The organism is Candidatus Goldiibacteriota bacterium HGW-Goldbacteria-1 (assembly GCA_002839855.1).
In the GTDB taxonomy this organism is placed as follows: Bacteria; Oederibacteriota; PGYV01; order PGYV01; family PGYV01; genus PGYV01.
Window position 1 is genome coordinate 41,484 of record PGYV01000009.1, and the last position, 26,358, is coordinate 67,841.

The 26,358-nt window shown below is 40.7% G+C and carries 27 protein-coding genes; all 27 read right to left on the reverse strand.

Going from position 1 to position 26,358, the window contains the following annotated elements; all coding sequences use genetic code 11:
* Positions 1–45 precede the first annotated feature (45 nt).
* The 27 genes from CVV21_10425 to lepB all read right to left on the reverse strand — a co-directional run bounded on the left by CVV21_10425 (position 46) and on the right by lepB (position 26,324).
* The gene (locus tag CVV21_10425) at positions 46–936 is read right to left on the reverse strand and encodes a hypothetical protein (protein ID PKL90950.1); all 891 of its coding nucleotides are present in this window, start codon (positions 934–936) and stop codon (positions 46–48) included.
* Between the two features lie 184 nt (positions 937–1,120).
* Entirely contained in the window at positions 1,121–2,107 is a 987-nt protein-coding gene (locus CVV21_10430; protein ID PKL90951.1) for a hypothetical protein, read from the reverse strand.
* Between the two features lie 11 nt (positions 2,108–2,118).
* Positions 2,119–3,312 carry a hypothetical protein gene (locus tag CVV21_10435; GenBank protein PKL90952.1) on the reverse strand — a complete coding sequence of 398 codons (1,194 nt, stop codon included), beginning with the start codon at positions 3,310–3,312 and terminating at the stop codon, positions 2,119–2,121.
* A gap of 13 nt (positions 3,313–3,325) precedes the next feature.
* Positions 3,326–4,315: a GDP-mannose 4,6-dehydratase gene (gene gmd, locus CVV21_10440; GenBank protein ID PKL90953.1), complete on the reverse strand. Its 990-nt coding sequence runs from the start codon at positions 4,313–4,315 to the stop codon at positions 3,326–3,328.
* Positions 4,316–4,348: 33 nt separating this feature from the next.
* The gene (locus tag CVV21_10445; protein PKL90954.1) at positions 4,349–4,786 is read right to left on the reverse strand and encodes a hypothetical protein; all 438 of its coding nucleotides are present in this window, start codon (positions 4,784–4,786) and stop codon (positions 4,349–4,351) included.
* Positions 4,787–4,878: 92 nt separating this feature from the next.
* The gene (locus CVV21_10450) at positions 4,879–5,727 is read right to left on the reverse strand and encodes a hypothetical protein (protein PKL90955.1); all 849 of its coding nucleotides are present in this window, start codon (positions 5,725–5,727) and stop codon (positions 4,879–4,881) included.
* A gap of 119 nt (positions 5,728–5,846) precedes the next feature.
* Positions 5,847–7,442: a hypothetical protein gene (locus CVV21_10455; GenBank protein PKL90956.1), complete on the reverse strand. Its 1,596-nt coding sequence runs from the start codon at positions 7,440–7,442 to the stop codon at positions 5,847–5,849.
* Positions 7,426–8,583, reverse strand: a complete 1,158-nt coding sequence (locus tag CVV21_10460; GenBank protein PKL90957.1) for a hypothetical protein — start codon at positions 8,581–8,583, stop codon at positions 7,426–7,428. The genes CVV21_10455 and CVV21_10460 overlap by 17 nt, the downstream gene beginning before the upstream one ends.
* A 22-nt stretch (positions 8,584–8,605) precedes the next feature.
* The gene (locus tag CVV21_10465) at positions 8,606–9,355 is read right to left on the reverse strand and encodes a hypothetical protein (GenBank protein ID PKL90958.1); all 750 of its coding nucleotides are present in this window, start codon (positions 9,353–9,355) and stop codon (positions 8,606–8,608) included.
* A 36-nt stretch (positions 9,356–9,391) separates the two neighbouring features.
* Positions 9,392–10,288 (reverse strand): hypothetical protein, encoded by an 897-nt coding sequence (locus tag CVV21_10470; GenBank protein PKL90959.1) that lies wholly within the window; start codon positions 10,286–10,288, stop codon positions 9,392–9,394.
* 29 nt (positions 10,289–10,317) lie between these two features.
* On the reverse strand, positions 10,318–11,388 hold the full coding sequence (locus CVV21_10475; protein ID PKL90960.1) for a hypothetical protein: 1,071 nt from the start codon (positions 11,386–11,388) through the stop codon (positions 10,318–10,320).
* Positions 11,389–11,520: 132 nt separating this feature from the next.
* Positions 11,521–13,254 carry an RNA polymerase sigma factor RpoD gene (locus tag CVV21_10480; protein ID PKL90961.1) on the reverse strand — a complete coding sequence of 578 codons (1,734 nt, stop codon included), beginning with the start codon at positions 13,252–13,254 and terminating at the stop codon, positions 11,521–11,523.
* A complete protein-coding gene (locus CVV21_10485) occupies positions 13,247–15,055 on the reverse strand; it encodes a DNA primase (protein PKL90962.1) in 1,809 nt (602 codons plus the stop codon). Before CVV21_10485 ends, CVV21_10480 begins: the two co-directional genes overlap by 8 nt.
* The gene (locus tag CVV21_10490) at positions 15,052–15,504 is read right to left on the reverse strand and encodes a YaiI/YqxD family protein (protein PKL90963.1); all 453 of its coding nucleotides are present in this window, start codon (positions 15,502–15,504) and stop codon (positions 15,052–15,054) included. Before CVV21_10490 ends, CVV21_10485 begins: the two co-directional genes overlap by 4 nt.
* The gene (locus CVV21_10495) at positions 15,501–16,457 is read right to left on the reverse strand and encodes an NGG1p interacting factor NIF3 (protein ID PKL90964.1); all 957 of its coding nucleotides are present in this window, start codon (positions 16,455–16,457) and stop codon (positions 15,501–15,503) included. Before CVV21_10495 ends, CVV21_10490 begins: the two co-directional genes overlap by 4 nt.
* Positions 16,458–16,470: 13 nt before the next feature.
* The gene (locus tag CVV21_10500; protein PKL90984.1) at positions 16,471–17,034 is read right to left on the reverse strand and encodes a 3-methyladenine DNA glycosylase; all 564 of its coding nucleotides are present in this window, start codon (positions 17,032–17,034) and stop codon (positions 16,471–16,473) included.
* 16 nt (positions 17,035–17,050) lie between these two features.
* Positions 17,051–17,494, reverse strand: coding sequence for a glutamyl-tRNA amidotransferase (locus tag CVV21_10505; protein PKL90965.1), 444 nt, complete (start codon positions 17,492–17,494; stop codon positions 17,051–17,053).
* Positions 17,491–17,685 carry a 30S ribosomal protein S21 gene (locus CVV21_10510; protein ID PKL90966.1) on the reverse strand — a complete coding sequence of 65 codons (195 nt, stop codon included), beginning with the start codon at positions 17,683–17,685 and terminating at the stop codon, positions 17,491–17,493. The genes CVV21_10505 and CVV21_10510 overlap by 4 nt, the downstream gene beginning before the upstream one ends.
* A 504-nt stretch (positions 17,686–18,189) precedes the next feature.
* Complete coding sequence (locus CVV21_10515) at positions 18,190–18,489, reverse strand: hypothetical protein (protein ID PKL90967.1); 300 nt, start codon at positions 18,487–18,489, stop codon at positions 18,190–18,192.
* Between the two features lies 1 nt (position 18,490).
* Positions 18,491–18,829, reverse strand: coding sequence for a hypothetical protein (locus CVV21_10520; protein PKL90968.1), 339 nt, complete (start codon positions 18,827–18,829; stop codon positions 18,491–18,493).
* Between the two features lie 328 nt (positions 18,830–19,157).
* Positions 19,158–20,126: a hypothetical protein gene (locus CVV21_10525; GenBank protein ID PKL90969.1), complete on the reverse strand. Its 969-nt coding sequence runs from the start codon at positions 20,124–20,126 to the stop codon at positions 19,158–19,160.
* Between the two features lie 71 nt (positions 20,127–20,197).
* Positions 20,198–21,571: a hypothetical protein gene (locus CVV21_10530; GenBank protein ID PKL90970.1), complete on the reverse strand. Its 1,374-nt coding sequence runs from the start codon at positions 21,569–21,571 to the stop codon at positions 20,198–20,200.
* A 19-nt stretch (positions 21,572–21,590) separates the two neighbouring features.
* On the reverse strand, positions 21,591–22,355 hold the full coding sequence (locus CVV21_10535; GenBank protein PKL90971.1) for a hypothetical protein: 765 nt from the start codon (positions 22,353–22,355) through the stop codon (positions 21,591–21,593).
* 33 nt (positions 22,356–22,388) lie between these two features.
* A complete protein-coding gene (nadD, locus tag CVV21_10540) occupies positions 22,389–22,985 on the reverse strand; it encodes a nicotinate (nicotinamide) nucleotide adenylyltransferase (protein PKL90972.1) in 597 nt (198 codons plus the stop codon).
* Positions 22,978–24,234, reverse strand: coding sequence for a glutamate-5-semialdehyde dehydrogenase (locus tag CVV21_10545; GenBank protein ID PKL90985.1), 1,257 nt, complete (start codon positions 24,232–24,234; stop codon positions 22,978–22,980). Before CVV21_10545 ends, nadD begins: the two co-directional genes overlap by 8 nt.
* A 174-nt stretch (positions 24,235–24,408) precedes the next feature.
* A complete protein-coding gene (locus CVV21_10550) occupies positions 24,409–25,542 on the reverse strand; it encodes a coproporphyrinogen III oxidase (protein PKL90973.1) in 1,134 nt (377 codons plus the stop codon).
* Positions 25,543–25,574: 32 nt separating this feature from the next.
* Complete coding sequence (lepB, locus tag CVV21_10555; GenBank protein ID PKL90974.1) at positions 25,575–26,324, reverse strand: signal peptidase I; 750 nt, start codon at positions 26,322–26,324, stop codon at positions 25,575–25,577.
* Between the last annotated feature and the right edge of the window lie 34 nt (positions 26,325–26,358).

Genomic DNA, 26,358 nt, shown 5'->3' on the forward strand with positions numbered 1-26,358 from the left:
AGGACGGCTTATAATAAGCCGTCCTTTTTTACTTAATAACTGTATTTACTTATTCTTTTTTGCCCAGTCAGCTTCCGCCTGAACAAGCATTTCCTTAATATCCCACAATTTCAAATGATTCGCGTATGACCTGGCTATTTTTCCGTTACTGTCCTTATAAGTGGGATCAGCGCCCATATCAAGAATAGTTTTAACCACGTCTATTTTTTTTGACTGAACCGCATAAATAAGAACTGAATTACCCTGTTTATCTTTTGCATTTGGATTGGCGACTTTCACTTTTCTTTTTTTATCGCCTTCAATTATGGCATTCAAAACATCTATTTTGCCTTTCCATGCAGCTGCTAAAAAAGCATCTATTCCCTGCGAATTTTTTATTGTCACGTCAGCACCGGCTTCAACAAGCATCAGGCCTATCTTGCCGTCTCCCTTTCCGGTTGCAAGCGCAGTAATTAAGGCTGTATTTCCCTGGTTCTTTTCTTTTGCATTTAAATCAGCACCTGCTTCTATTAATAGAGGGAAAACATTCTTGTGTTTTTTAAACGCGGCATAAAGAAGAGGCGTTATTCCTTCTTTATCAACTATATTAACTTCTGCTCCGTTGGCTATAAGGCTTTTAACAATGTCAGCATTGCCGTCGGCTACGGCATAATAAAGCGCGCTTCTTCCGTCTTTATCCAGAACATTTATATCCCCTTTATAAGCAACAAGCGCTTTAAGAATTGCATTTACAATTTTTACCTGGCCTTTTGATGTAGCATACATAAGGGCTGTCCTTCCGCCGTCATCAACAGCATCCCTGTACTCTTTATCCTTCATTAAATCCATTACATTACCTGTCTGCTCTGCCTGACTGAAAATCTTAATTAATTTATCATTTGCAATTAAAGATGAAGCAAAAACTAAAACAAACAAAACAAGAATGATTTTTTTCATTTAAACCTCCCATTTTTTTTTAAATTTTACCACTTCTATGGCTGTCTTTCAAGGAAAAATCACGGATATGTCAATGCTTTAAACCTGCAGGACTGTTCTGCGTCCAAAACTATATCAGTAAAAAGATAATACTTTTTCTTACTTTTCCGTTTATAGTGTCACGCAATCTGCCGTATTGAAAAAATTATTTTTTTTGACTGTTAATTATGAAATTTTTATAGTACTCCATGGTCTCTTTCAGCCCCTGTTCAAGGGTATATTCGGTTTCAAAAGCAATTTTGTCCTTTGCCTTTTGATTAAGAGAACTTCTTCTCTCATAACCTTCCGGCCTTGAAGTATCATAAACAATCTTCACATTAAGCCCCGATATTTTAATTATTGTTTCTGCCACTTCTCTTATTGTGTATTCCCTGTCATTGCCAAGGTTTACGGGGTCAGCTTCCGGATATTTTTCGGCAGCAAGCATCATGCCTTTAACAGCGTCTTTTACATATAAAAGAGCCCTTGTCTGATTGCCGCTTCCCCACACCTGTATTGTGCCGTCAGCCGCGCCGTACACTTTATTAATAAGCGCGGCAACAACATGCGAATGCTTTGGGTCAAATTTATCACGCGGCCCGTAGGCGTTATACGGCCTGACCACAGCCACATTTATTCCCTTATACTTTTTAAGGTACTTAGCGGAAAGTTCAAGCGCGCGTTTTGCCCAGCCATAGCCTTCGTTTGTTTCTTCCGGGTCAGAACGAAAACCTTCTGTTTCCGGCGTGGGGATTATGGCATCATGCGGATAAACGCAAGCGGAGCTTACAAAAAGCGCTTCTTTTATATTGTTTTCTATTATGGATTTTGTAACCGCGGACAGCATAAGCAGATTATCCGCGTAAACTTCAGCCATATATTTCATATTGTATTCAATTCCGCCTACCCTGGCCGCTAAGTGCATTACCATATCCTGCCCTTTAAAATTTTCAATAACCTGCTTATAGTCAAAAAGGTCTGTCTTTAAAAACCTGATTTTATTTTTATGCACGCTTTGCCCTATATGCCCTTCATTTATATCCGCTGATGTCACTATAGCGCCAGCTTCACACAAAGCTTCACATAAATGTGACCCGATAAAACCCCCGCCGCCGGTGACTGTTACTTTTTTATCCTTCCAGAATGAAGACATATCTGCCCCCGTTATTTTAAAGCCGCGTCAAACGCCGCTTCTATTATTTTGATATCCTCTTTTTCTATATACTGGTGGCAGCCGATGTAAAAACCATTAGTCCCTATAAATTCGGCCTCCGGTAATTTTCCCGCATATTCGTCTTTCAGATAGGAATAAGCAGGCTGCTGTGTCGGGATGCACCCAAACAGCGGGCGGCTTTCCACATTATTTTTTGCAAGTTTTATACGCAGGTCACGCCTGCTGATTTTGGCTGATTTTTTTATAACCAAAGGATAAGCCAGATAGCTTACATTTTCCATGTATTCCGGCAGCCTGAATATATCTTCATATTTTTTAAGCGCTTTGTTTATCGCCGCAATATTCTGCCTGCGTTTTTCCATTATTTCATCAAAACGCTTTAACTGCAAAAGCCCCAGCGCGGCAGTAAATTCCATTGTTTTGAAATTATACCCGATCAGATTATGCGTGAACCTTGGGTCCATATCGCGTTCATCTTCCGGTTCGTGCGGGCATATGCCGTCATTCCTGGTACATACAAGGCAGTCGCAGACCCTGCCATTTGCCTTTATCTGCCTTACCAGGCGCGCAAGAGCCATATCATTGGTTGTCACCGCGCCCATCTCGCCCACCTGAATATTGTGGGCTATATAGAATGAATAATCCGCGAGAATGGAAAAGTTACCCACGTTTACGCCGTTTATCTTTGTACCGTGTGCCTGCGCCGCGTCTTCAAAAATAAGCAGGCCATATTTAGCCGCGACTTCATTTATTTTAATCATGTCGCATGGGTATCCCATAAGGTGCACCGGAAGTATAAGCGAACACTTGTCCGCGCCTTCACGTTTTATCGCTTCTTCTATCTGACCGGGCCCAATGTTAAGCGTGCCGGGTTCAATATCCGCAAAAACAGGCTTTAACCCGGCAAGCACAATAGCGCTTACCGTGGAGATATACGTGACGGGGGTTGTAATAACACTGCTGCCTTTTTTTATTTTACCCGAATAAATCAGGGCAAGCAGCCCGGCTACAAGCGCCGATGTGCCTGACGATACCGCTATGCCGTGGCGTACGCCTATTTTTTCGGCGAATTCTCGTTCAAACTGTTTTACATTTTTGCCTTCGGAAATATGCCCTGAATCCAGAACCGCGTTTATCGCGGCTTTTTCTTCCGGCCCTATTTTCATGTCTCCTACGTGTATCATTATATGGCTCCTGTTATTTATTTACACCGGCTTCCTTTAAATCGGCATCCACCATAATTTTCACAAGTTCCTTAAAATTTGTTTTTGGAACCCATCCAAGCTTTTCTTTAGCTTTTGTAGCATCGCCTATCAGAAGGTCCACTTCAGCCGGACGGAAATAACGCGGGTCTATTTCAACATATTTATTCCAGTCAAGCCCGGCATATGAAAAAGCTTCCTGCAAAAATTCTTTAACCGAATGGGTTTCCCCGGTTGCTATTACATAATCATCCGGTTTATCCTGCTGCAGCATAAGCCACATGGCTTCAACATAATCTTTCGCGTAACCCCAGTCCCTTTTGGCATCAAGGTTGCCTAAAAATAATTTATCCTGTTTTTTGGCTGCAATATTTGCCAGTGCCCTTGTTATTTTCTTGGTGACAAAGGTACCGCCCCTTCTGGGGCTTTCATGGTTGAACAATATTCCATTACACGCAAACATATTATAACTTTCCCTGTAATTTACCGCCATCCAGTAAGCGTACAATTTTGCGGCGCCATACGGGCTGCGCGGATAAAAGGGCGTGGTCTCTTTCTGAGGAACCTCCTGGGCAAGGCCGTACAATTCGCTTGAAGACGCCTGATAAAATTTTGTCTCTATCTGCGTTTCCCTTACGGCTTCAAGAAGCCTTGTGGTACCCATTCCTGTAATATCGCCTGTATAAACAGGAATATCAAAACTGACCCTTACGTGGCTTTGCGCTCCCAGGTTATATATTTCATCCGGTTTTATTTTTTCAAGCAGGCGGGAAAGGTTTGTTCCATCAGCCAAATCACCGTAATACATAAAAAGTTTATTATTCATTATTTCTTTATTGTCCATAAGGTGGTCAATTCTTTCCGTGTTAAACGCGCTTGAACGCCTCATAATTCCATGAACTTCATAACCCTTGGAAATAAGAAATTCCGTAAGATAAGAACCATCCTGCCCCGTAATGCCCGTAATAAAAGCTTTTTTATTCATTTTATCCCTCTCAGCTTTTTATAATTTTATTATTTAGGCGCGTTTTTTTGTCTTACCCTTTGACTTTGGCTTTACCTTAATTACTTTTGAACTTTTATTAAGCGTATTTACAAGCAGCTGTATTTTATCCGTGCTTTCAGCGCTTATTAAGTGCTGTATTTTGGAGGCTTCTTCTTTTGCCCTGTTTTCACCTGTTTTTACAGTGTTTTGAAGGAAGTCCAATAGTATTTCATATTTGCGGTTTATGGCTTCTGCCGCCTGTTTACCGCGCGGGGTCAGGGTGATAAACCCGTAGCGCTCGTGCTGAATAAGCTCCGCCCTTTTAAGGTAGTTGACGGCGGATACCACGCTTGCTTTTCTCACTTCCATTTTACGCCCAATATCCGAAACCCTGGCTACCTTTTTTTCCTTTTCAAGCAGGTATATTATCTTTAAATAATCCGCCATGGCGGCAGACAGCTTATTTTCCATTTAAACCACCCTTTATTTGTTATATGAACCTAACAAGATTATATAAGATTAATAGGTTTACGTCAATGCGATGCAAGCTAAATTAAATACTGTTACTTTTCTGTATTCCTATATGCGTAAAGCAAAATGTCCTGAAATGTATTTTTTTTAAAAACAGGCAGTATATTGGTGCTTATCTGATACTTAAAACCGGCTTTAACCGCCTGATCAAGTATCACAGATGTTATTTCTTTGCTCATATCAATATTATGGTGTATTTCTATCACCATCTCTTTAATTTCATTTATCTTTTTACTCGCTGTAATTTCATTCATCACAGCATCTTCAGCGCCTTCAATATCCATTTTTAAAAAATCAATTTTTTCATTTATATACGAAGAAAGCATTGCGGTTTTTACAGGCAATTTATTGCCTTTGCTGTTTCTGTTTTCCGATATACTCATCTGCAGACTGCCTTTATTTTTATCAGGAATATAAAAATCAATTGTCTTTTCACTGTCATATAAAGCGGCATTTACAATTGTTGCATTATTAATGCCATTTATTTCTACATTTTCTTTAAGCAGTCTGAATGTTTCCGGATCAGGTTCAAATGCAGTTATTTTCGCGTTTTTATACAGGTATTTGAAGTATAGAACAGACATCCCCATATTGCTGCCGCAGTCAAGTATTTTTGGAGCAGCCTCTTGGGTTTCAAAATAATACTGTTTTGTAAGAAATATTTCTTCAAATAATCCATAAAATGTATAAAACTCAAAAAAATTAACTTTAAATCCAAGAAATTTGGTTTTTAAAATTTTCAACCGCAGAAGTTTAACAAAAAATATGTATTTTAAGAACAGCCCGGTATAAGTTGATGCCATTACAACCCTTTCTTTCCCTTTATAATTGCTGATTAACCTTTTAAAGTAGTAAAAAAACTCTCTAAATGCATATATCATTTCTCACCCCTGTCATTTATTAATAAAACCTTACATAAAAGGAGATGTGAAGTAAATATCCGGTATTGCGTACAATAAACCTAAAAATATAAACCCCCCGGCAAATATCAGGTTTGCCGCTATTGCCATCTGCGCTCCATTTTATATATTACAGTGCCGTAATACTTTTTTGTCTCTTTTATATTAAACCGGTCTTTAACCCATTTAATTTCTTCCGCGTTTAAAGGTGATTCAAATTTATTTTTGGAATGCCACACACTGCCTGCGGGCAGCCACGGCTGTTTGATTCCGATACTGTCATCATTTACAAACCACACTTCCCTGTAATTTCTGATAATACCGGCAAGTTCATTTTCTGTTATAAGGTTTTTGTCTTCCCCGCCGCGTATTTCAAGTTTAAACTTTTTTACCAGAATTTCGTCCCTGAACTTTTCCCATTTTACCCTTATGTTATATCTTAACCCTTTTTTCTTTGTTTCAGTTACTTTGCCTATGTACCTGTTTTCAAAATTACTTCTGTGTTTAACCCTGTTATAAAATTCAAAGGCAGAATAGGAATTTATGCTGCTGTGAACGACAAACGCGCCTTCTTTTGCGTCTTTAACAAATTCAGAATACTGTTTTTTATAATCAATCTTCCTGTATTTTTCATTTCCGTAATAATTATAAAAAGCCACGCCATAAAATATGAACATCACCGACAGCGCCAGTATAATGCCTTCTCTTGATAAATAAGATATGCCTATTGCTAAAAGCACAAGTACAAGCGCGCATAAAAGGATAAGCCCGCTTTCCGGATATATGAACCTGCCAAAAGCAGCTGCCAGCCACGGTATGACAAAATAAAGAAGAGTAACCCAGGAGATAACCGAAATAATTTTCATGTTCTTATGCCTGTATGTGAAAACCGCCATTATAATAAGGTAAAGGACTCCCGCAAAACCTATTCCGGAAATAAAATTAAAATCAGCCGTAAAGCCAAACAGATAATCCTTAAGCGCTATAAACGGCGCCAGCAGGGTATTTGCCTTTAAAACCACCCCTGAAACACCCTTTAAAAGAAAAGGCAATGCCGGCAGAATAAGGATAAGTATTATCACCTGCGCCTTTATCCACAGGTTTATCCTGATTTCATCCCTGTATTTTATGAAAATAAGCAGGTTAAAAATAATAAGAAGCACAGCGGTAAGGCTGTGGGTATATATTCCCACTACCGACCATAAGACAAAAGGTTTCAGCAGAAAACTGTTGTACTTTACCGACATCAGAAAATAATATGTCAGAAGAAGGGAAACAAATAAAAACATACTGAAAACCGCGGCTTCCTGCGAGTAATAAACAAGGTACGGGTTTAAAGCAAACAGAAAGAAAGCTGTAAGGCTTATTGTCTCGCTGAAAAACGCGCGCACAAGGCGGTAAAACACAAGCATTGAGGCAATTGAAAATAAAAGCGGCAGCAGCCTTAATGATGTTTCCGAGTACCCGAAAATATTACAGGTAATATGCTGCATCATGTAAAACAGAGGCGGATGCGGCTGTGACGCGAAACTGTTCCAGAAAACCGTAATTAAATTTGAATCTGCCGCGAAACGCGCGGTTATAAATTCATCCGGCCCTATGCTTTGGCCTGAAATGCCGATTACCCTTAAAGCCGTCCCTGCCAGAAATAAAAGCACAAGATACAGCCCGCTGTTTGCGTTAATGTTCAGTTTCATTTTTCACCGCTGATAGGTATATTTTTAATGTCTCCTGTGCTGTTTCTTTCCAGGAAAAAGTTTTTACCCTTTCAAGTCCAAGTTCCGTTAACGCTTTTCTTTTTGCCTCGCTTTTTTCCAGTTCTGTCATTGCCCTTACCATGTCTTCGGCGGAAAAAGGGTCAATGAACATGGCCGCATCCCCCGCCACCTCTTTTAAAGAGGTGTTGTCGGATGTAATTACAGGCAGGCCGCACGCGAAAGCTTCAAGCACCTGCAGGCCAAACCCTTCCCACATCGACGGAAAAAAGAAAAATAAAGCGTTATTATACAGCATTACCATGTCATCATCCCCGACATATTCAGTTATGATTACATATTTTTCAAGATTCTTTTCCTTTATTACTTTTTCTATATTTGTGGTCTGAAGTTCTTTTTTCCCTATGGACGTGATAACCAGCTGGTATTTATACTCGCATATGTTATTAAAAAGGTTAAAAGCGTGAAGCGCGCGTTCGGTATTTTTTCTTAAATCCGCGGCAGCGCTTATCATTACATAAGGCTTGGTAATTTTATATTTTGCTTTTACTTTTTCGCTTCTGTTTTTGTCATTTACTATTTTATATTTTTTATCAACGCCTTCTTTTATTACCGCAATCTTTTCTGCTTTAACACCCGCGTGCTTTATTATGTCGTTTTTTGAATACTCAGATACGGTTATCACCTTATCCGCCGTCTTTCCGGATATGGGTATTGAAATCTTATTGTAAATATCCACCAGCCTCTGTTTTAAACTGGGTTTTAAAATGGCTTTTGTTATGGGCCTTATGAACATTGTATCGTGAATGGTCACCACTTTTTTGCCACGAAACAGCGGCATCATATATGGGATTGTGTTGTCCGTGCCGTGCAGAACGTCTATTTTATCTTTTGCCGCGGCAAGAGGCAGGTGAAACTGTTCATACATAAATGCGTTAGTTGTGTTTAATCTGCGGATGACGCAGTTTTTTGCGGTGATAAGGTCGGCCAGCACGGTATTACGGTCAAGGTAAATAAAATAATGATTTTCCCTGTCTTCGGCAAGCAGATGGCTGAACAGGTTTGCAATATAGCGGCCCACTCCCCGCCTGTACATTATTCTGGCGTCTATCCCTATGCGCATATAATAAAATCCCTGTTGGTTTTCATTTCTTTCCCGTCACTATGAAACTTCCGCCTTTTTTATTTAGCAAAAGCGAACCTACAGCATCTGTCAGGTTAAGAAGCCCAAACACAAAACCCTGCGGCATTTTGCCAAGCGCGTCTTCAAGGCCATACGGCAGCCTTAAATAATTGGTGTTTATTATTTTAACAGACTGAAAACCGGCGTTTTTAAAAAGTTCAGCCGTTTCATCCGGGCTGAAGTTAAACAGGTGGTCTTTGTGTTCTTCTTCCAGCTGCTTTGCCTTTTTCTTAAATAATGCCTTATAATAAGAATTTTTATTGGTTAAAGTGACTATAAGGGAGCCGCCTGTATTAAGCGCGGTATAAGCGTTTTTTATCACTGTCTGCGGCTCATAACAGTGGTCAAGCACCTCTTTTATAAGAACCGCGTCAAATTCATCTTTATATGTTATTTCTTCCCCTGTACCCCTTTTAAGCTGGTATTCTTCTTCATTTATGTCAAATTCAAGCATAGCTTCAGAAGGTTCTATACCCACATACCTTTTAACAATATCCTTTACTTCCCCAAAAAACTCTCCCCTGCCCGCCCCGATATCCAGCATTGTGATATATCCGTTCTGTTCCACAACTTCATCAGCAATAATACGGCATATTTTTTTATTAAGCCTTACCCACCTTTTTTTCATAAGGGCATTGGCTTTATATTTTAGAAAATCCTTATCATCCCATTTTAACTGCGTCTCTTCCCACTGCTTTTTTTTGTCTTCCAAAAAGCCCTCCGCTTGTCATTTAAATTTTCTAAAAAATTACCGCTTTTTACGCGCACCAACAAAAAAACCGTTGCTTAACCCGAAAAGTTTCCACGGCAGCTCCAGAAATTCCATTACCGGCCGCAGTATGTAAAAAAAACGGTATACCGCCTTCTTTTTTCCGCCCGCTGTATCCACAGGCGTTTTTTTAACATTATTACCTTTCATTTTATTCCTCACCATTTTAAACAATAACTCATCCGCAAGCAACGTAAAAAAAGAGTGAAGAAACCCTATTTTAACATCAGGGCAGCCAAGTTTATATACGGCATGTGCTGTTTTGTATGGCTCGGCAAACTGCTCCCTGAAATGGCCGCCTTCGGTATCCTGTCCAAGTTTTCCAAAGGTAATTAAACGCAGGAACCAGTGCCATGTGAATATATCCCTTTTGGAAATTGCATAAATTAAAAGTTTTCCTCCGGGTTTTAATACCCTAACCATTTCTGATAAAACCTTTTCCTTGCTTTCCACATGTTCCAGTACATCAAAAGAAACAACGGCATCAAAATAGTTTTTATCAAAAGGCATTTTTTCAAGCACGGAATTTTTGTAAGTTATTTTTTTTGAACCCGCTTCTTTGGCGCGCTGAAGCGCAAGTTTGGACAGGTCACAGCCATACCCTTTTATTTTGTACATTGCTTCCAGCTGATTAATAAGGACTCCGGGGCCGCACCCCGCGTCCAAAACTTTCATACCCGGCTTTAATTCAAGTTTTTCAAGTTCTTTAATATTACGGGCGGCTTTAAAACTTACGCCCAGCATCCTGTTATCACGCGCGTCAGCAACGTGGGATTTCATATATTCAATAAAAAACTTTTTATCTTCATATATAGGCCTGTATTCTTTGTCTTTGCCGTCATACAGGTCTTTTTGAATTTTTGTAATTTTTTTCATGATTGCCTCTCATGTCATTTTCCTGCTGCCTAAAACAGTTCGTCCTCTTTTACATACTGTATTATATTGTGTTTCTGTTTGTTTTTTAATATCCTGTCCGCAATAGAATGGATGAATTCCGGGGGAATTTCAAGGCATATCTTTCCCCTGTCGCATTCTGCCTGCTGGCACTTAGCGCACGGCACGTCTTTTGTGACTATGTATGAATTTTTACCCAAAGCACCCCACTCTTTATAATCCGCCGCGCCGGAAAAAACGGTAAGTGATTTCACGTTAAAAGCGGATGCAATATGCACAGCCGCGGAGTCATTGCCTATCACTATCTGCGCGCGCTTTATAAGCGAACCCATCTCCCTTACTGTTATTATTCCCGAAAGGTTGACTATATTTTTGCCTTTAATTGACATTATATCGCCGTCTGTTTTATTGCCCACCACCACCACGTTGATTTTTTTTGCAAGCATGGCCGCAAGGTTTCTGTAATTATCAATCCCCCAGTCCTTTGAAGAATGGCCGGAAACCGGGTGCAATACGGCGAATTTTTCCACTTCGCCTTTTTTTAAAAGCCTTGTGATATTTTCTTCGCTCTGTTTTGACAGCGCAAAACCAAGTTTTACCGGGTATTTTTTTCCGGTAATACGCTGCAAAAATAAAATATGTTTTTCAGTTTCATGAATGTTTCTTTTGGGAGATGCCATTTTTCTGTTAATGCCAAAACCCGCCCCGTTTACATCATACCCGTATTTATCGCGGGCATTTGAAAATGACAGTATTAAGGAGCTTAACCTGTCCTGCCACCTAAGCGAAATAAGCGTGTCAAAATGGTGTTTGTTTACATGTTTTAAAACAGATAAAGCAGAACCCCACCTTTCAAACAGTGATTTCTTTTCATATGACAGCCATAATGGATTTATTACCTCTATTTTATCAAACAACCCAAGCCCTTCAAGCGCTTCTTTGCCCGCGGGGCTTAAAAAAGCGGTAATGTGCGCGTGTTTATAGTGCTGCCTTAAACCGAAAAAAAACGGAGACGCAAGTACTGCGTCTCCGATTCCGTCTGCTTTAATCACGCCTATCCTGATTTTACGGTTTTTTTCCATTATGCTCCGTTTAAAAAATAGCGCTTTAACGAATTAAGCATTTAAGCTATAGCGAGAACACTGCTGCTTTTCATATTTTTCTTTGCTTATCTTAATTGCTTAACTGCTTATATGTTTAATACGCTATTTTTTTTAGTCCATGAACCCTTTTAAGTTTTTTGCCCTTGCAGGGTGCCTTAATTTTCTTAACGCTTTTGCCTCTATCTGCCTTACGCGTTCGCGCGTAACCTTGAATATTTTTCCCACTTCTTCAAGGGTGTGCGGCACTCCGTCGCCTATTCCAAAACGCAGGCGCAGGACTTCCGCTTCCCTTTCCTTTAATGTATGCAGCACTTTTTCAATCTGTTCTTTTAACAGTACGTTAACCGCCGCTGCTGCCGGCGATATTGCGTCTTTATCTTCAATGAAATCGCCAAGGTGAGAATCTTTTTCCTCGCCTATGGGTGTTTCAAGCGAAATAGGGTGCTGTGATATTTTAAGCACAGAACGCACTTTTTCCGCGGACATACCCATTTTTTTTGCTATTTCTTCCGGCTTTGGTTCGCGGCCATACTGCTGCACAAACTGGCGCGCCACTTTATTTAGTTTATTTATGGTCTCTATCATGTGCACTGGTATGCGGATTGTGCGCGCCTGATCCGCGATAGCCCTTGTAATTGCCTGCCTTATCCACCATGTGGCGTAAGTGGAGAACTTATAGCCGCGCTTGTATTCAAACCGCTCTACAGCGCGCATTAGCCCAATATTTCCTTCCTGAATAAGATCAAGGAAAGACAGCCCTTTATTGATATACTTTTTTGCGATGGATACAACAAGCCTTAAATTGGCCACAACAAGTTCTTTTCTTGTTATGCGCGCTTCAAGCATATTCTTTTTTATCTTGTAGGCAATGGACTTTAAATCTTCCTTTTTCATCCCTACAAAATCTTCTTCCCGTTTAATGCTGTTTTTTATATCCTTTACTTCTTTTAAAACATCCGTGAACCTTGCCTTGTTCATTCTTTTCTTTTTTAAAAATTCATTAAGCTGTTTTCCGCCCCTGCCAAGCGAAACAAATTCTTCCGCTGTCTTGCCGTACTTCTTTTCATATACAAGCAGGTCGCGTTCATCCTTGTTTATTTTTCCCACAATACCCATTATCTTTTTGGCAATAAGGTTAATCTGCTCGTTATTAAGCTTAAGCATGTGCAGATCATCAAGTTTTTTACGGATATGCCTGTCGCGTACTTTTTCAAGTTTTTCTTTTCTGGCCGGGGTTAACCCCTTCTTTTGAAGCGCTGCTTTTACTTTTGCCGCTTCTTTTTCTTTTTTATCCGCGCTTTTAATATACTTGCTGAAACGGTCTATAAGCCTGCTTTCCACCGACGGCGGGATTTCCCCTTCAAGCTTTGTCTTGATTATATCAACTATTTTTATCGTGCCTGAATGAAGGTCATCGTCAAGCTTCTTTATTTCGTCATACCCTATCTTTGTGTCAAATATAATATTCTTTACGTTTATTTCCGCTGTCTCTATTTTCTTTGCTATCCTGACTTCGTCCTCACGGCGCTCTAAAAGCGGCACCTTTCCCATCTCGTGAAGGTACATCTGCACGGGGTCAGCCGAAAAACCGTCCGTGTCAGCTTCAAGATAGTCCACATCTTCCGCTTTTTCCGCAGGTTTTTCCGCGTTAACCGGCTGCTTGCCGTCTTCCTTTATTTCTATGTCAAACTCTTCCATGATATTAAGCATGTTATCAATGTCTTCAACAGACGTAAAATCATTGGGAAGCGAATCGTTTAACTCTTCATAAGTTAAGAAACCTTTTTCTTTTCCTTTTTTTATCAGTTCCTGTACTGCCGGCATATTCTTTAAATTCTTACTCAAGATGTTCACCTCTTTGGCTTAGTATGTTCTGAATTTCCTGCTTTTCCTTTATATACTGCGTTACCCTATCAAAATCTTTTTCCAGCTCTGCCTGCTTTATCTTTGCCTGCAGTTCGGCCAACTTTACCGTTACCTTGTCGCCAAGAATCCTGGCTAAACAGTCGTCCATCATATTCTTAATGTCTTCTGTGGCCGACTTTGCGGTATCGCGGCTTAACGCTTCAGAGATAAAAGCAATGGCGTCATTGTCCTGCCCGAAATCAATCTGCAGGCGCGACATCACGTTTTTTTCACCCAAAGCATAAAGCTCTTCCGTCTTTTTTAATACCGCGGAATAAAGAGCGTTTAAAAAATCATCGTGTGCGATGCCTAACAGTTCGCGCTTGTTTGTCAGATGCCTTAAAAGGACATCACGATCGTCGCGCTCAAAGGCGCAAAGCGCGTAAACGGTCAACAGCCGCTCCGCTGATTCTCTTCCTTTCTCTTTCATTCCCGCCGGTTTTTTTTCTTCCGGCGCCTTAATTATTTCCGGTTCCTGTTTTTCTTTTCCGGAAACATATCTATCAATTATACCTTCCGGAATGTCAAAAAGCAAAGAAGCGCGCTTTACGCACTCCCGCCTGATAACGGGGCTGTCGGCTTTCGCGATTAGGGAGGCAATCTCCCTTGCTGCCGTTTCCTTATAATAAGGATTTTTTATATCACCCGCTTCTATCAGGCGCTGTACCCTGAAATCAAAAAACGGAACGGCTGAATCAATTCGTTTTTTGAATTCTTCAGCTCCGAACTTTTTGATGAACTCATCAGGGTCCTTTGCACCTTCAAAACTTACCACACCCGCGTCTATTCCCGCTTCAAAAAGATTGTCGCCTCCGCGCACTGCTCCGGCTTTGCCGGCTTCATCCATATCATAGATAAGGTACGCTTTCTGAGTGTATCTTTTTAAAAGCCTGGCCTGGTCGGGCGTTAAAGCCGTGCCTAAAGACGCGGCTGTATTTTTAAACCCGGCAGTGTACATTGCAATCGCGTCCATATACCCTTCGGTAATGTTCACGGAACCTGCCGCGTGTTTTCTTGCGTTATTTAAATTATATAAGTTCTTTCCTTTTGAATACGCCGGTGTCTCGGCGGAATTAATGTATTTTGGCAGCGAATCATCAAGCACCCTTGCGCCAAACGCCACAGGGTCGTTGTAGACATTCAGAATGGGAAATATTATCCTGTTTCTGAATACGTCATATCCGCCGCCTGTGTCGCCTTTCTTGCAAATCCAGGCTTTGTATATAAGTTCTTCTGAATACCCTTTTGATTTTAACAGGCCGAATAATCCCGAACCCGGGGGCGCGTAGCCAAGCATAAATTCATCCACAGTTTCCTGTGAAATACCGCGCGCCTTGATATATTCTTTGGCGGCAGGATTTTTTTCCAGGTTTTCCCTGAAATAATCCAAAGCTGCTTTATTGATGGCTATTATTTTTTCACGCTCATCAAACTTTCCGCCCGTGTACTGCTGTTCTTCAATCTGTATGCCGGAGCGCCTTGCAAGAAGCCTTACCGCTTCCACAAAGTTCAGGTTCTCCTGTTTTTGAATGAACGTAAATACGTTTCCGCCGGCGCCGCAGCCAAAGCAGTGATATATCTGCTTGTCAGGGCTGACCATAAACGACGCGGTCTTTTCGCCGTGAAAAGGGCACCTTGCCTTAAAATTGCTCCCGGATTTCTTAAGTTCCAGATATTCGGAAAGCACTTCAACTATGTCGCTTGCGCTTTTTATGTCCTCTATCTTTTCGGGCGGTATCATATGTGTGAACCCGTTATTGCCTTTTCTACAGCGGTTAAAAGCCTGTTTTTATCCTCATCCGTAAAAGCATGCGGCCCTTTAATTCTTATTTTTCCTGTTTTCTTTCTGCGCGACTTTTTTGCTTTTGACGCGGCTTCCATGGCGCCGCGCGCCGTGTCCGCGTCAAGCAGAAACCCGCGGCTGTTTATCGTAATTACGCCTTTGCCCTGCAGCACGTATGCCAGCGGGCTGTCCTGCGTTATGGCTATGTCGCCCGGCTGCGCTATGTTCATTATTTTTATGTCCGCCGCCTGAGGCTCGCTTTCAACATTTATAATCTCTTCGCCGTCTTCTTTTTCCGTGTGGTGCGCAAAGCTCATTACCGACACCGCTTTTATTCCGCGCGCTTTGGCAAGTTTTATGATTTCTTTCCTGCAGGGCTGCGCGTCCGCGTCTATTACTATTTTCACTTACGTTTAAACCTTATAAAACCGGAGCTGTCCACCACATTAAGCTTTCCGCATTTCTTTTCTATAGCATCCAGCACAATGTTCATTCCAACCACGTCAGAAGAAATATGCCCGGCTATGACAACGTTCAAATTTGCTTTTTCAAGTTCTTTCTTGTGGTCAGCCGAAAAATGCATGCCCACTATTGTGTCCACGCCCGCGGCCGCTATTTTTTCATAAATTTCCTTGGGGCCTTCCGTGCCGCCTGTCATATCCACCATTACTTTCTTAACAGAGCGGTCCTTATTGCCTACAAGTATTTCCGGGCCGTTGCCCCTTTTCGCGTATTCCTTATATTCAGGTTCTTCCATCAGCATGTCTATAATATCGGATACTTTTTTTGGTTTTTCGGAATCAAACCTTTTCTGCAGGTACTTTACAACGCTATTATCAGCCGGCGTGTGCATGTTCATCATGGATATATTCAGGAGCTTTGCCGCGTCCTGTACCCTGTAATGGTTGCCGGCGCTTACGCGCTCTCCCACTTCTTTTTTTCTTTTATCAAGCAGCGCTTCAGAGGCGGCTATGTTTACCCCGAAACTGTTAAAGATATCCGCCTGCATGGACATTACCTCATAAAAGTTCACCATGGCGCACCCTTCGGGGTGGTGGGCGATAACCGCGTCTATCTTCATCCCTTTTTCATTAAGCCTGTCCATTAAAAGCAGTTCGGGAACTTCCATATCTATTCCCACAAGCACGGTCTTTATATTGTTGCCCGCGTCGTGAAGTATCCTGGAATCGGCGTAAGGGTTATACAGTTTTTGCGTATCATAGTATTTTTTACGGTCAGGGCTTAAGCCGGAATATTTTTTTGAAGTTTCTTTTAATATCGCATTTACAGCTGCAGCGCCGCGTGGGTCATTGTTTATCCCTGTTTCCACAGCTGCTTTATATATTTCGGTAAGTTTCATAGGTCCCTCCGCGTCATGGTTTTGAAACGTAACTGTTTCCCTTTATGTAAAATCTCCACTTTAAATTCAGCCCGGTCTTTATGCCTATTCTGCTTTTGGCTGCAACGCTGAACTTTTCTTTTGGCCCGTCGCATACATATATTTCATTTTTCATCAAATCCGCTTTATTCTGTTCTTTTCCTATTGCCATTGCCTGCGTAAACTTTGCCGGCCCGTTGGTAAGATTTATGCCTTCGGCATTTCTGTTCTTCTTCATTTCTTTTATTCCGCTTACAGGTTCTACCGCCCTGATAAGGACAGCTGCCGCAATACCTTCAGGCTCCGTGACTATGTTAAAAAGGTGGTGATTTCCGTAACAGAAGTAAACGTAAGCCCGCCCCGGTGGACCAAACATAACTTCGTTTCTTGGCGTTCTTTTTTTAAACGCGTGGCTTCCGGGATCTTTTTTCCCCCTGTACGCTTCGGTTTCAACTATTTTCGCGGCCATAATAACCGCTCCCTGTCTGCGCACCAGATATTTTCCAAGAAGCGCTTTGGCTGCGCTTACAGAATTCTGAAGATAAAAACCGGCTTTAATTTTTCTTAACTTCAATTTATTTAAGAAACTCTTTGACAATAACACCTATTTTAGTGCCGTCTGCCCTGCCTTTTACCTTTGGCATTACGGCGCCCATTACTTTTCCCATTTCCTTGGCTGACTGCGCGTTTACCGCGGTAATTGTCTCTTTGACAATTTCCCTTAATTCATCATCGGTAAGCTGCTTGGGAAGGTATCCCATTATGATTTCAAGTTCCTGTTTTTCTTTTTCCGCCAGTTCCGGCCTGTTGCCTTTTGTGAAGCTTTCAATGGATTCGTTGTGGGCTTTGGATAAAGAAAAGATGACGGAGACGATATCGTCATCCGTCATCTCTTTTTTTAACTTTATCTCTGCGTTCATGACAGCGGTCTTTATCTGCCTTATTACGGCAGTTTTAGTTTCGTCTTTCGCTTTCATGGACGCTTTTAAATCTTCTGACAGTTTTTCGTTTAAGCTCATTTCTTTATGGGCCTTTTTTTCTTGCGTTTTTTGCTGGCAGCCCACATTTTCTGTTTCTTTCTTACTGACGGCGGTTCGTAATACTCCCTTTTCTTCATTTCCTGAAGAATACCGGCGTCCTGCACTTTTTTCTTAAAGCGCTTCATTGCGTCGTCTAAGCTTTCATTTTCCTTTATTGAAATCTCAGCCATGTAAAATAATCCCTCCAAACTGTTCTGGAATAAAATTTTTCCCTGTATTTACAGCAATTAACATAAATACAAAGTCAAAAAAAAGCAAAAATTGCTTTGAACAATTATACAGATTATGCGACGGAAAGTCAATAAATAGATAAAGCCCATACATAAGCCCATAGATAATAAGCCATATCCCATAAATAATGATTAAATGCCTATTTTGGGATTATTTAATAGATAAATAATGCCTTTTCATCTAACTACACGGCATGTATTGCGCCTTATTCTTATGTTCAGCCTTGGTAGACGCGGGTCTTCAGCCCGCGGTAGTTTGTTTTGGATTTAAGTACTGGTAGGCGCGCCTTTTAAGGCGCGGCAGTTGCTTTAAAAATTATTAAAAAAACGCGCGGGCTAAAGACCCGCGTCTACCAAACCACTCTCACGAGCTGCTTCTTTTACCCGATTTTGCTTATCAAATTATGAAACTGTATTTGTTTGTATTATAAAAACCGGCGTATTTTATATCAATTTTAGAACAAGGCGTTTATTAACGCCATGGGCTATTTTTGAGAGCGTGGCAACTTCCGCGTTTTCCCCATTGTCAAAAACCCGCGATACCACCTGTGGTTTTAAACCCGCCTTTTTTGCCAGAGCGTATTTGGTCATATGTTTTTTATCAAGTTCTTTTTCAACGCTTGATAAAAAATCACACAAAGCCAATTCATCTTTAAATTCGCTCTGCGAAACATTAATATTATCAAAAAAATTCTTAACATTTTCTTTCTTTGCGGTTGTAACCTGTTTTTTTGTAAGTTTCATATCATTTTCTCCCTTCTCTTGCTATTCTTATTTTTTCTGCCGTTTCATACTCTCTTTGGTTTGTCTTTTTGTTTCCGCGTTCATAAAAAGTATGTATTATCTGCGCAGACTTGCCTTTCCAATAAAACAACATCCTGAATTCAATATTGTGAAAATGCGGCCTTAATTCAAATAAGCCCTTGTATCCTTCCACCTTGTCCATATATTGCGAAGGAAGATTAAAACCGCGCAATTCAAGCAGCTCAATATATACTTTAATCTTCTTTTTAAGCCCTTCTTCTTTTATTTCCTGTACCGCTTCTAAAACCGCTTCGGTCATGTCATAAGAAAACAGATTCATGTTAACTCCTTTCAAAGTATACAATTTAAATTGTATAGTGTCAAGTTATTATGATTTAAAGCGTGATTTTTTACCAAACCCTCCCACAGGGCATTGCATAAATCTAAAACCACGCGCCCTAAAAGGACGCGGCTACCAAATCTTACATTTAAATTCACTTCCGTGGGCTGAAGACCCGCGTGTACCAAACCACTCTCTTTAACTGCCGAGCTGATTCTTTTACCCGCTTCTGCTTATCTGCTTATTGCTTAACCCTCTATTCTTTTCATTCCCCGGCACCGACATCAGAACTCCATTATCTTTATATAACAACATCATAAATAATTAATTAAAATAAAAATTTAATGCTATTATTCTCTCTGTTCTTCATCATTTTCCTTCCTATATCCATCCATACAGATGTATCCTCTTTATTAAAAAATACAAAATCATTTATAATAGAAGTTATTAATTTGTTTAACCATGAAACAAGCTGTTTTTTTCTTAAACGAAACATTCTTCCAGTTCTTAAAAAATCATAATTCTTTTTATATTCCTGGTATACATTCCAACTAAGCCATTTATTATTATCACTTGAACCAACCGGAAATTTTCCAAGCTTCGATTTGATTATTATCATACCCAGCCTCTTACTTTCTTCGTCAAACTCAATTTTTAATATTCTCGATTGATTGTTGGTAAAATATATCTCAAAATTAAAGTATTTTTTTTGCTTATATAAGTAACTGTAAGAATTATTTTTTAAAAACACATTCATTTCTTTTAAACAGATACTGACAAATTCATTAAAACCAACAAAAGGATTTTTCTTGTTGTTAATTTGCAGGCGTATCATCAAACGCTTAGATATATTGACACCATCAAAAGAACCTTCTTCAATAGCATTCTTCAATATTTTTCTATTTTCAATAAATTTAATTATATTTGTATTTGTATTTTTTATACATTCTTTAATTAAAATAAAATTATTATTATCGTATTTTAAAATTAACTCATTAATTAATTCCCTGTATTCGAAATATTTACCAACATCCTCCCCTATTTGAAACCAAATATCAAATTTTTTAACGCCGATAGCAGTTCTCTTAATGTCTTTTAAACAATTAATTCCTATCTTTATACTTGCAGAACCATCTTTTTTTGATACATTTAGAAAAAAAACAATCACACCAGAGGGTAAATATTTAATAAACTTATTTCGATTTTGCTTATAACCCAATTTTTCAAAAATTAAGTATAATTTTTTAATAAACAGATTATTATCCATAGTGTTTTTTATTCTCCCGTTCAGATACAAAATATCTCCCTTAAACAAACGTTAAATTTCCACTACATTTATATATTAAATCAAATAACAAAACCGCAAGGTTAATATATAAACGACGCTTTTTCTACCTTTTCTATATGCGGGTAGGAGGAGTATGTGGCCATGACCCTTATATTGGTGTTATAGGTCATTCCCGGCAGAAATAACGGCACATATTCCAGCGGTATTTCCCATGAAATTGAATTTTCGCCCTGTTCCAGTTGTATGTTTTTGCATACAGTGACTTTCTTGTCCTTATCCAGTTCTATTTCCATTGTCACAAAACTCTTTTCCGTCAGGAAAAAATCAAACTGCATGGCGTTCACCGGCGGCACCGCCTGTATCCTGCCCACGCGGAAATTTGTCACATCGCTTCCTATCCAGAAATACTGCGCCGATTCTTTATCTGATACTATTACCTGCCCATAATGCCTGTATATGGAAATTCCGGTTGGTTTTTCAAATTTATAGTCATCCGTGCCGTAGGAGCCGTAAGAGGTAATATACGCAAGGTCAGGCGAGAATTTATGTATCTGGGAATTAAAATAATCCACAAGGTAAATATTGCCGTAATAATCATAATCAAGGGTGGTTAAAACCACTTTTCTTCCCAGCTTTTCGTCCACCCTTACGCCGCGGACAATATTCCCGTTTAAATCAAATTTCTGCAGCCTGTTAAAATTTCCGTCTATCACATACATATAATTCTGTTTGTATCCCAGATATCGCTGTCCGTCGTCAATAACGCAGATGCCGCGCGGGTTGGAAATGCCTTTTGTCTGGTCAATTGAATATAAATATCCGCCGGACTTGGAAAAAACCTGTATTCTGTTATTGCCGTTATCCGACACATACAGTTTTCCGCCGGAATCAAGCTTTACATATAACGGCCTGTTGAATTCCCCGTCGCCGCTTCCCCCTTTTCCTATATTTCTTATAAACCTAAGTTTTCCATCTTTATAAAACAGCCTTACTATCCTGTTATTGCCGGTATCGGCCACATAAACGTCGCCGTATTCATTACACGAAATGCCCGTAGGCCTGTTGAATTCGCCGTCGCCCGTGCCCACGTTTCCATACACGGCAAGACCGCTCATTGATACATTATAAATTATTTCCCCGCGCCCTGAATTAACACCAAATGCCGTAAGCTGCCAGTCGTCCTTGCCGGGGTTTATTCCGCCGTAATCTGAAAGCATCTTTGTGGTCGCCACATCCTGCGGGTCTGAAAAATATGTTTTGTTGCCCAGAAAAACTTTAAGCCAGAAAGCCGTGCCGCGGTGCACCCCAAACGGGGTGTGCCAGAAACTTGGATAGACAAGCGTGGACGGCACATTTGTAAGGGTTACAAGTTCATCTTCTTTTTTACTCTCCGCGAAAGAAAAAGATGAAAGTAATAATATGAATGCTGTAAGGAGCACAAACTTTTTTTTCATCTTTTATCCTTATACTTTTTTAAAAACGGTACTTAACAGTCATATAATCCATTCCATACCCGCTTTCAACGGATAGTTCCGCCTTCAGCCTGTCGTGCAGTTCATCCACCACAAAAGCGGAAAATATGCCAAGCGCGGCGCCTGCAAACACATCAGACACCCAGTGCTTATCTTTATAGACGCGCGCCGCAGCCACTGTGATGGCGGCGGGGTAAGTGATAAAATACAGCCAGCGGTTGTAATGTTCCGGTATCATTGTCGCCCACATAAAAGCGGTGGACGTGTGCCCCGACGGAAATGACATGTCCGAAAATGACACGTGCCAAAAGCTGAACTGATTATCTGTCTGCGAAGGCCTTTGCCTTCCTGTAACTGTTTTTACAACGTATCCGGTAAGCCCGGATAAGGCAAGCCCTTCAAGCAGTTTGGCGCCGAATTCTTTTTCACGCGGGCTGTCCAGCGCGTAAAACACCGCCGCGCCTGCCATTACAACCATTCCATCCCCTGCATAGTTGGCTATATCAAATATTGTGTCTTTTGTTTTGTCGTGATATTTGCTTATCCCATTACTTAACCATAAATCATTATTTATAAGCAGCGCGGTTGCCCCCGCAATACCGCCAAGAATTAAAGTTGTTTTTAACGGGTTTTCAATTATTGCCCCGCCCATGGCAGGGTAATCTTTAAATATAATATGTTCCAATACCGGCTCCGGCTGTTCTGCCGCGTAACAAAACGCGATTGCCGTAAGGATAAGCGATATGATAAATATAATCCTTTTCATCCTGCCTCCGCTTATTATTAAAACTGCCTGTTTCTATTTGTACAGCTGATTTTTATTGATGTATTCCCACACCGCAGCGCCCACTTCTTCGCGGATATTATTGCCGTACTTTATGCGCGTCCTTAATTCTGACGCTGACAGGTCAATTAAGTGCGGGTTTGCCCAAAACATATCCGCGGCTTCGGGGTGTTTTTTTATGACTTTTTCCCTGGAAAAATCCGTGCGTTCAAATATTATGAATTTTATAAGCTTAAGAAGTTCTTTATAATCTTTCCATGTTTCAATAAAATAAAACGCGTCTGACCCTGTGATAAAATAAAATTCCTTGCCCGGAAATTCCGTCATAAAATATTTTATGGTATTGATTGAATAAGATATCCCCTGCTTTTTAATTTCATATTCCGACAGGATAAAATCCGGGTCGCCGGATATTAAAAGCTGCGTCATTTTTTCCCTGTGCCCGGAATCTATTATTCCCGCGTGGTCCTTGTGCGGCGGAAGGTATGAAGGCACAAAAAATATTTTGTCCAGCCCGAATTGTTTTTTTACATCCTTTGCCAGCAGGTAATGCCCGACGTGAGGGGGGTTAAACGTACCGCCGAAAATCCCCACCTTTTTTGCTTTATCCACGTATCTGCCCGCTGCCCGTAATTATGTATTTTTCAGACGTAAGCCCCAAAAGCGCCAAAGGCCCCCTGACGTGCAGTTTCTGGTTGGAAATGCCCATTTCCGCGCCAAGGCCAAATTCGTTGCCGTCCGTGAACCTTGTGGAAGCGTTTACATAAACCGCGGCTGAATCCACTTCATTTAAAAAACGTGATGAAGCTGTTTTATCCTGCGTTATTATCGCGTCGGAATGGTGAGAGCTGTATGTGTTGATGTGCTCTATTGCTTCATCAAGGTTGTCCACTATTTTAATAGAAAGTATTAAATCATTATATTCGGTTATCCAGTCCTGCTCTGTGGCTTCTTTTATATTTTTAAGTATGGTTCTTGTCCTGTCATCGCCTCGAAGTTCTACTTTTACCTTTGCATATTCCGCAGCCATTACAGGCAGAAACTTATCCGCTATCTTTGAATTAACAAGCAATGTTTCCATTGCGTTGCATGTGCTTGGCCTTTGCACCTTGGCGTTAAAACAAACCTTTACCGCCATGTCCATGTCAGTTGATGAGTCCACATACGTATGGCATATGCCCGCGTCGTGCCTTATAACGGGGATAAGGGAGTTTTCTTCTATAAATTTAATAAGCCCGTAACCGCCGCGGGGGATTATGACATCCACGTACTCTTTCATCTTTACAAGGTGGGCGGCAGCTTCCCTGCTTGTGGATTCTATGACTTCAACAGCGCCTTCAGGAAGGCCGGCATTTTTAATACCTTCTTTAATTATTCCGGTAAGGCAGATGTTTGAATTAATAGCGTCAGAACCGCCTTTTAGAATAACCGCGTTTCCGGATTTTAAAGTTAAAGACGCCGCTTCCACGCAGACATTGGGGCGGGATTCAAAAATAATCCCTATTACGCCAAGGGGCATTCTTATTTTTTGTATCTTTAAACCGTTGGGCCTTATTTCAGTGTGCGTTATTTCGCCGACAGGGTCTGGTAATTGTATTACGTCTTTTAATGCCTTTATCATTTCATCTATTCTTTTATCGTTTAAAGCAAGCCTGTCAAGAAACGCTTCTGACAGCCCTTTTGTTTTGCCGTTGGCCAAATCAATATTATTCTGCTCTTTAATAGCAGCGCGATTTTTATCCAGCCCTTCAGCGATAAGTGAAAGCGCGCGGTTTTTGTCAGCTGTGCTGAATTTTACAAGTTCTCTGGAAGCTTTTTTGACGCTTTTACATTTTAAAAGCACCGCTTCTTTTTCATCCACTGTTAAACCCCTTTTTTTTATCAAACCACTATTTGTTCTGTACTTGCTCTCGTAGGGACAGCGCTCCCGCGCTGTCCGGTTCTTGTTCTTTTGTAAATTCAACTACGCGGACAGCGTGAATGCCATGGCAACGCCCGCATTCAAGCAGCTGTCCCTACAAAATCTAATGTTTACTTAAAAAAATAAAGCAATTACCGTGTTAGAAACCATCATGCCTTTTCTTGTAAGCGCTATAACTTCCGGGTTATCTGTCAAAAGCCCGCCTTTAAGGGGCCTTTCAATGATTTTACCAAACCGCCCGTCAAAATCATAACCAAATCTTTCCTTAAAATCCGTTTTATTTATCCCCGCCACTGTCCTTAATTTAAGCATTATAAATTCTTTAAGTTCCATGTCAGGCGTTATTTTTTCGCTTGTCTCTGCGGGGTCTTCATTCTTTTTTAACCGCTTTATGTACTCTTCTATGTTTTTTACATTTACATACCTTAACCCGTCAAAATAAGAAGCTGCGGCAGTGCCGATGCCTATATATTTTCCGGAATCCCAGTAATTCAGATTATGAAGACACTCTTTGCCGTCTTTGCAGAAATTGGCAATTTCATACTGCCTGTAATCATTACCTTCCAGAAAACCCGCGCCTGTTATGAACATATCGGTTATGTCATCGTCAGACGGCAGTTTTAACGCGCCGCTTTCAATCAATTTTCCTGTGGGCGTTTCGGGATACGGCGTGAACATATAAAAAGAAATATGCTCCGCGCCTATGGATGACGCCTCTTCAATATCGGATATAACCATTGATACATTCTGCCCGGGAATACCGTACATAAGATCAAGGTTGATATTAGTGATATTATTTTCCCGCAGTAAGGTAAAAGCTTCTTTTATCTTTTCTGCGTTATGCACGCGGCCAAGAGTTTTCAGGATATTATCATCAAAACTCTGCGCGCCCATGCTTACCCTGTTTACGTTTGCCGCAAGCACCTTCGCGGTTTTGTCGGTTATTGTTTCCGGGTTTGCCTCTATGGTTATTTCCTTAAAGTTCTTTTTTGGATAAAGTGAATATATTCCCGTGAAAAGAGAGTCCAGCTGTTTTTCAGTAAGGACAGTGGGTGTCCCGCCGCCGATGAAAAGGGTTGAAAATTCAATTTCATATTTGTTCTTATAATATTTTAACTCTTTTATCGCCGCTTCTATATAATCGTCAATATAATAAAATTTATCGTCACAGGAATAAAAGTCGCAGTAGCCGCATTTTTGAACGCAGAAAGGAATGTGAATATACAGCCCGGTATTATTGTTTATCATAGTATCCCGCTTTCAGGCTTTTACGCGGCTGATTATTTTACCGCAGCTGCCGGCGCCGCGGCTTCATCCGCTTTTACCGGTTTATCAAGTTTAAGGTGTTTAATCGCCTTCCACCTTGTGGGCGGCCAGTAAACTATCCACGCCTTGCCCCTGATATTTTTACGGGGTAAAAAGCCCCAGAACCTGCTGTCAGATGAATTGTCCCTGTTATCACCCATCATAAAATAACTGTCCGGCGGGACTGTCACAGGCCCAAAGTTATCGCGCGGGGCTATAGAGCCGGGGAAAATTCTCATATCCTTATGAAAAGTAAAACTTTCATCCAGTTTTTTTCCGTTTATAAAAAGAACTTTATCTTTCATCTCTATTTTATCCCCCGGCAGCCCCATGCACCTTTTGATAAACATAAAACGCGGGTCTTCGGGATACCTGAAAATAAGCACATCGCCCCTTTTAGGGTCGGCAAAACGCAGCACAGTATCTTCCTTCCACGGCAGGTACGTGCCGTAAACAAATTTATTGGCAATGATATGGTCGCCTATTAATAAATTGTCTTCCATGGAAGAGGACGGGATACGAAAAGCCTGGATAAAAAGCGTGCGGATGATAATGGCTATTATAATGGCTTCAAATGCGGGTTCCACCCAGTCGCGCACCACGTTTTCTTTTGAAAGTTTAAAAACAAAAACTACAAGTATTTCCCCTATTGTAAGCAGTACAAAAAGCGCCCAAAATATGAATTCTGTGGTTTCTATACCAAAAATTGTAGCACCGGGTGGCATGTTTTTTCCTCCATTAAATTAAAAGATGGTTTAA

Coding starts and splice junctions, on each gene's coding strand:
- CVV21_10425 (PKL90950.1), bottom strand. CDS start 936: ATGAAAAAAATCATTCTTGTTTTGTTTGTTTTAGTTTTTGCTTCATCT.
- CVV21_10430 (PKL90951.1), bottom strand. CDS start 2,107: ATGTCTTCATTCTGGAAGGATAAAAAAGTAACAGTCACCGGCGGCGGG.
- CVV21_10435 (PKL90952.1), bottom strand. CDS start 3,312: ATGATACACGTAGGAGACATGAAAATAGGGCCGGAAGAAAAAGCCGCG.
- gmd (PKL90953.1), bottom strand. CDS start 4,315: ATGAATAAAAAAGCTTTTATTACGGGCATTACGGGGCAGGATGGTTCT.
- CVV21_10445 (PKL90954.1), bottom strand. CDS start 4,786: ATGGAAAATAAGCTGTCTGCCGCCATGGCGGATTATTTAAAGATAATA.
- CVV21_10450 (PKL90955.1), bottom strand. CDS start 5,727: ATGATATATGCATTTAGAGAGTTTTTTTACTACTTTAAAAGGTTAATC.
- CVV21_10455 (PKL90956.1), bottom strand. CDS start 7,442: ATGAAACTGAACATTAACGCAAACAGCGGGCTGTATCTTGTGCTTTTA.
- CVV21_10460 (PKL90957.1), bottom strand. CDS start 8,583: ATGCGCATAGGGATAGACGCCAGAATAATGTACAGGCGGGGAGTGGGC.
- CVV21_10470 (PKL90959.1), bottom strand. CDS start 10,288: ATGAAAAAAATTACAAAAATTCAAAAAGACCTGTATGACGGCAAAGAC.
- CVV21_10475 (PKL90960.1), bottom strand. CDS start 11,388: ATGGAAAAAAACCGTAAAATCAGGATAGGCGTGATTAAAGCAGACGGA.
- CVV21_10485 (PKL90962.1), bottom strand. CDS start 15,055: ATGATACCGCCCGAAAAGATAGAGGACATAAAAAGCGCAAGCGACATA.
- CVV21_10495 (PKL90964.1), bottom strand. CDS start 16,457: ATGAAACTTACCGAAATATATAAAGCAGCTGTGGAAACAGGGATAAAC.
- CVV21_10505 (PKL90965.1), bottom strand. CDS start 17,494: ATGAGCTTAAACGAAAAACTGTCAGAAGATTTAAAAGCGTCCATGAAA.
- CVV21_10510 (PKL90966.1), bottom strand. CDS start 17,685: ATGGCTGAGATTTCAATAAAGGAAAATGAAAGCTTAGACGACGCAATG.
- CVV21_10515 (PKL90967.1), bottom strand. CDS start 18,489: ATGAAACTTACAAAAAAACAGGTTACAACCGCAAAGAAAGAAAATGTT.
- CVV21_10520 (PKL90968.1), bottom strand. CDS start 18,829: ATGAATCTGTTTTCTTATGACATGACCGAAGCGGTTTTAGAAGCGGTA.
- CVV21_10530 (PKL90970.1), bottom strand. CDS start 21,571: ATGAAAAAAAAGTTTGTGCTCCTTACAGCATTCATATTATTACTTTCA.
- CVV21_10535 (PKL90971.1), bottom strand. CDS start 22,355: ATGAAAAGGATTATATTTATCATATCGCTTATCCTTACGGCAATCGCG.
- CVV21_10550 (PKL90973.1), bottom strand. CDS start 25,542: ATGATAAACAATAATACCGGGCTGTATATTCACATTCCTTTCTGCGTT.
- lepB (PKL90974.1), bottom strand. CDS start 26,324: ATGCCACCCGGTGCTACAATTTTTGGTATAGAAACCACAGAATTCATA.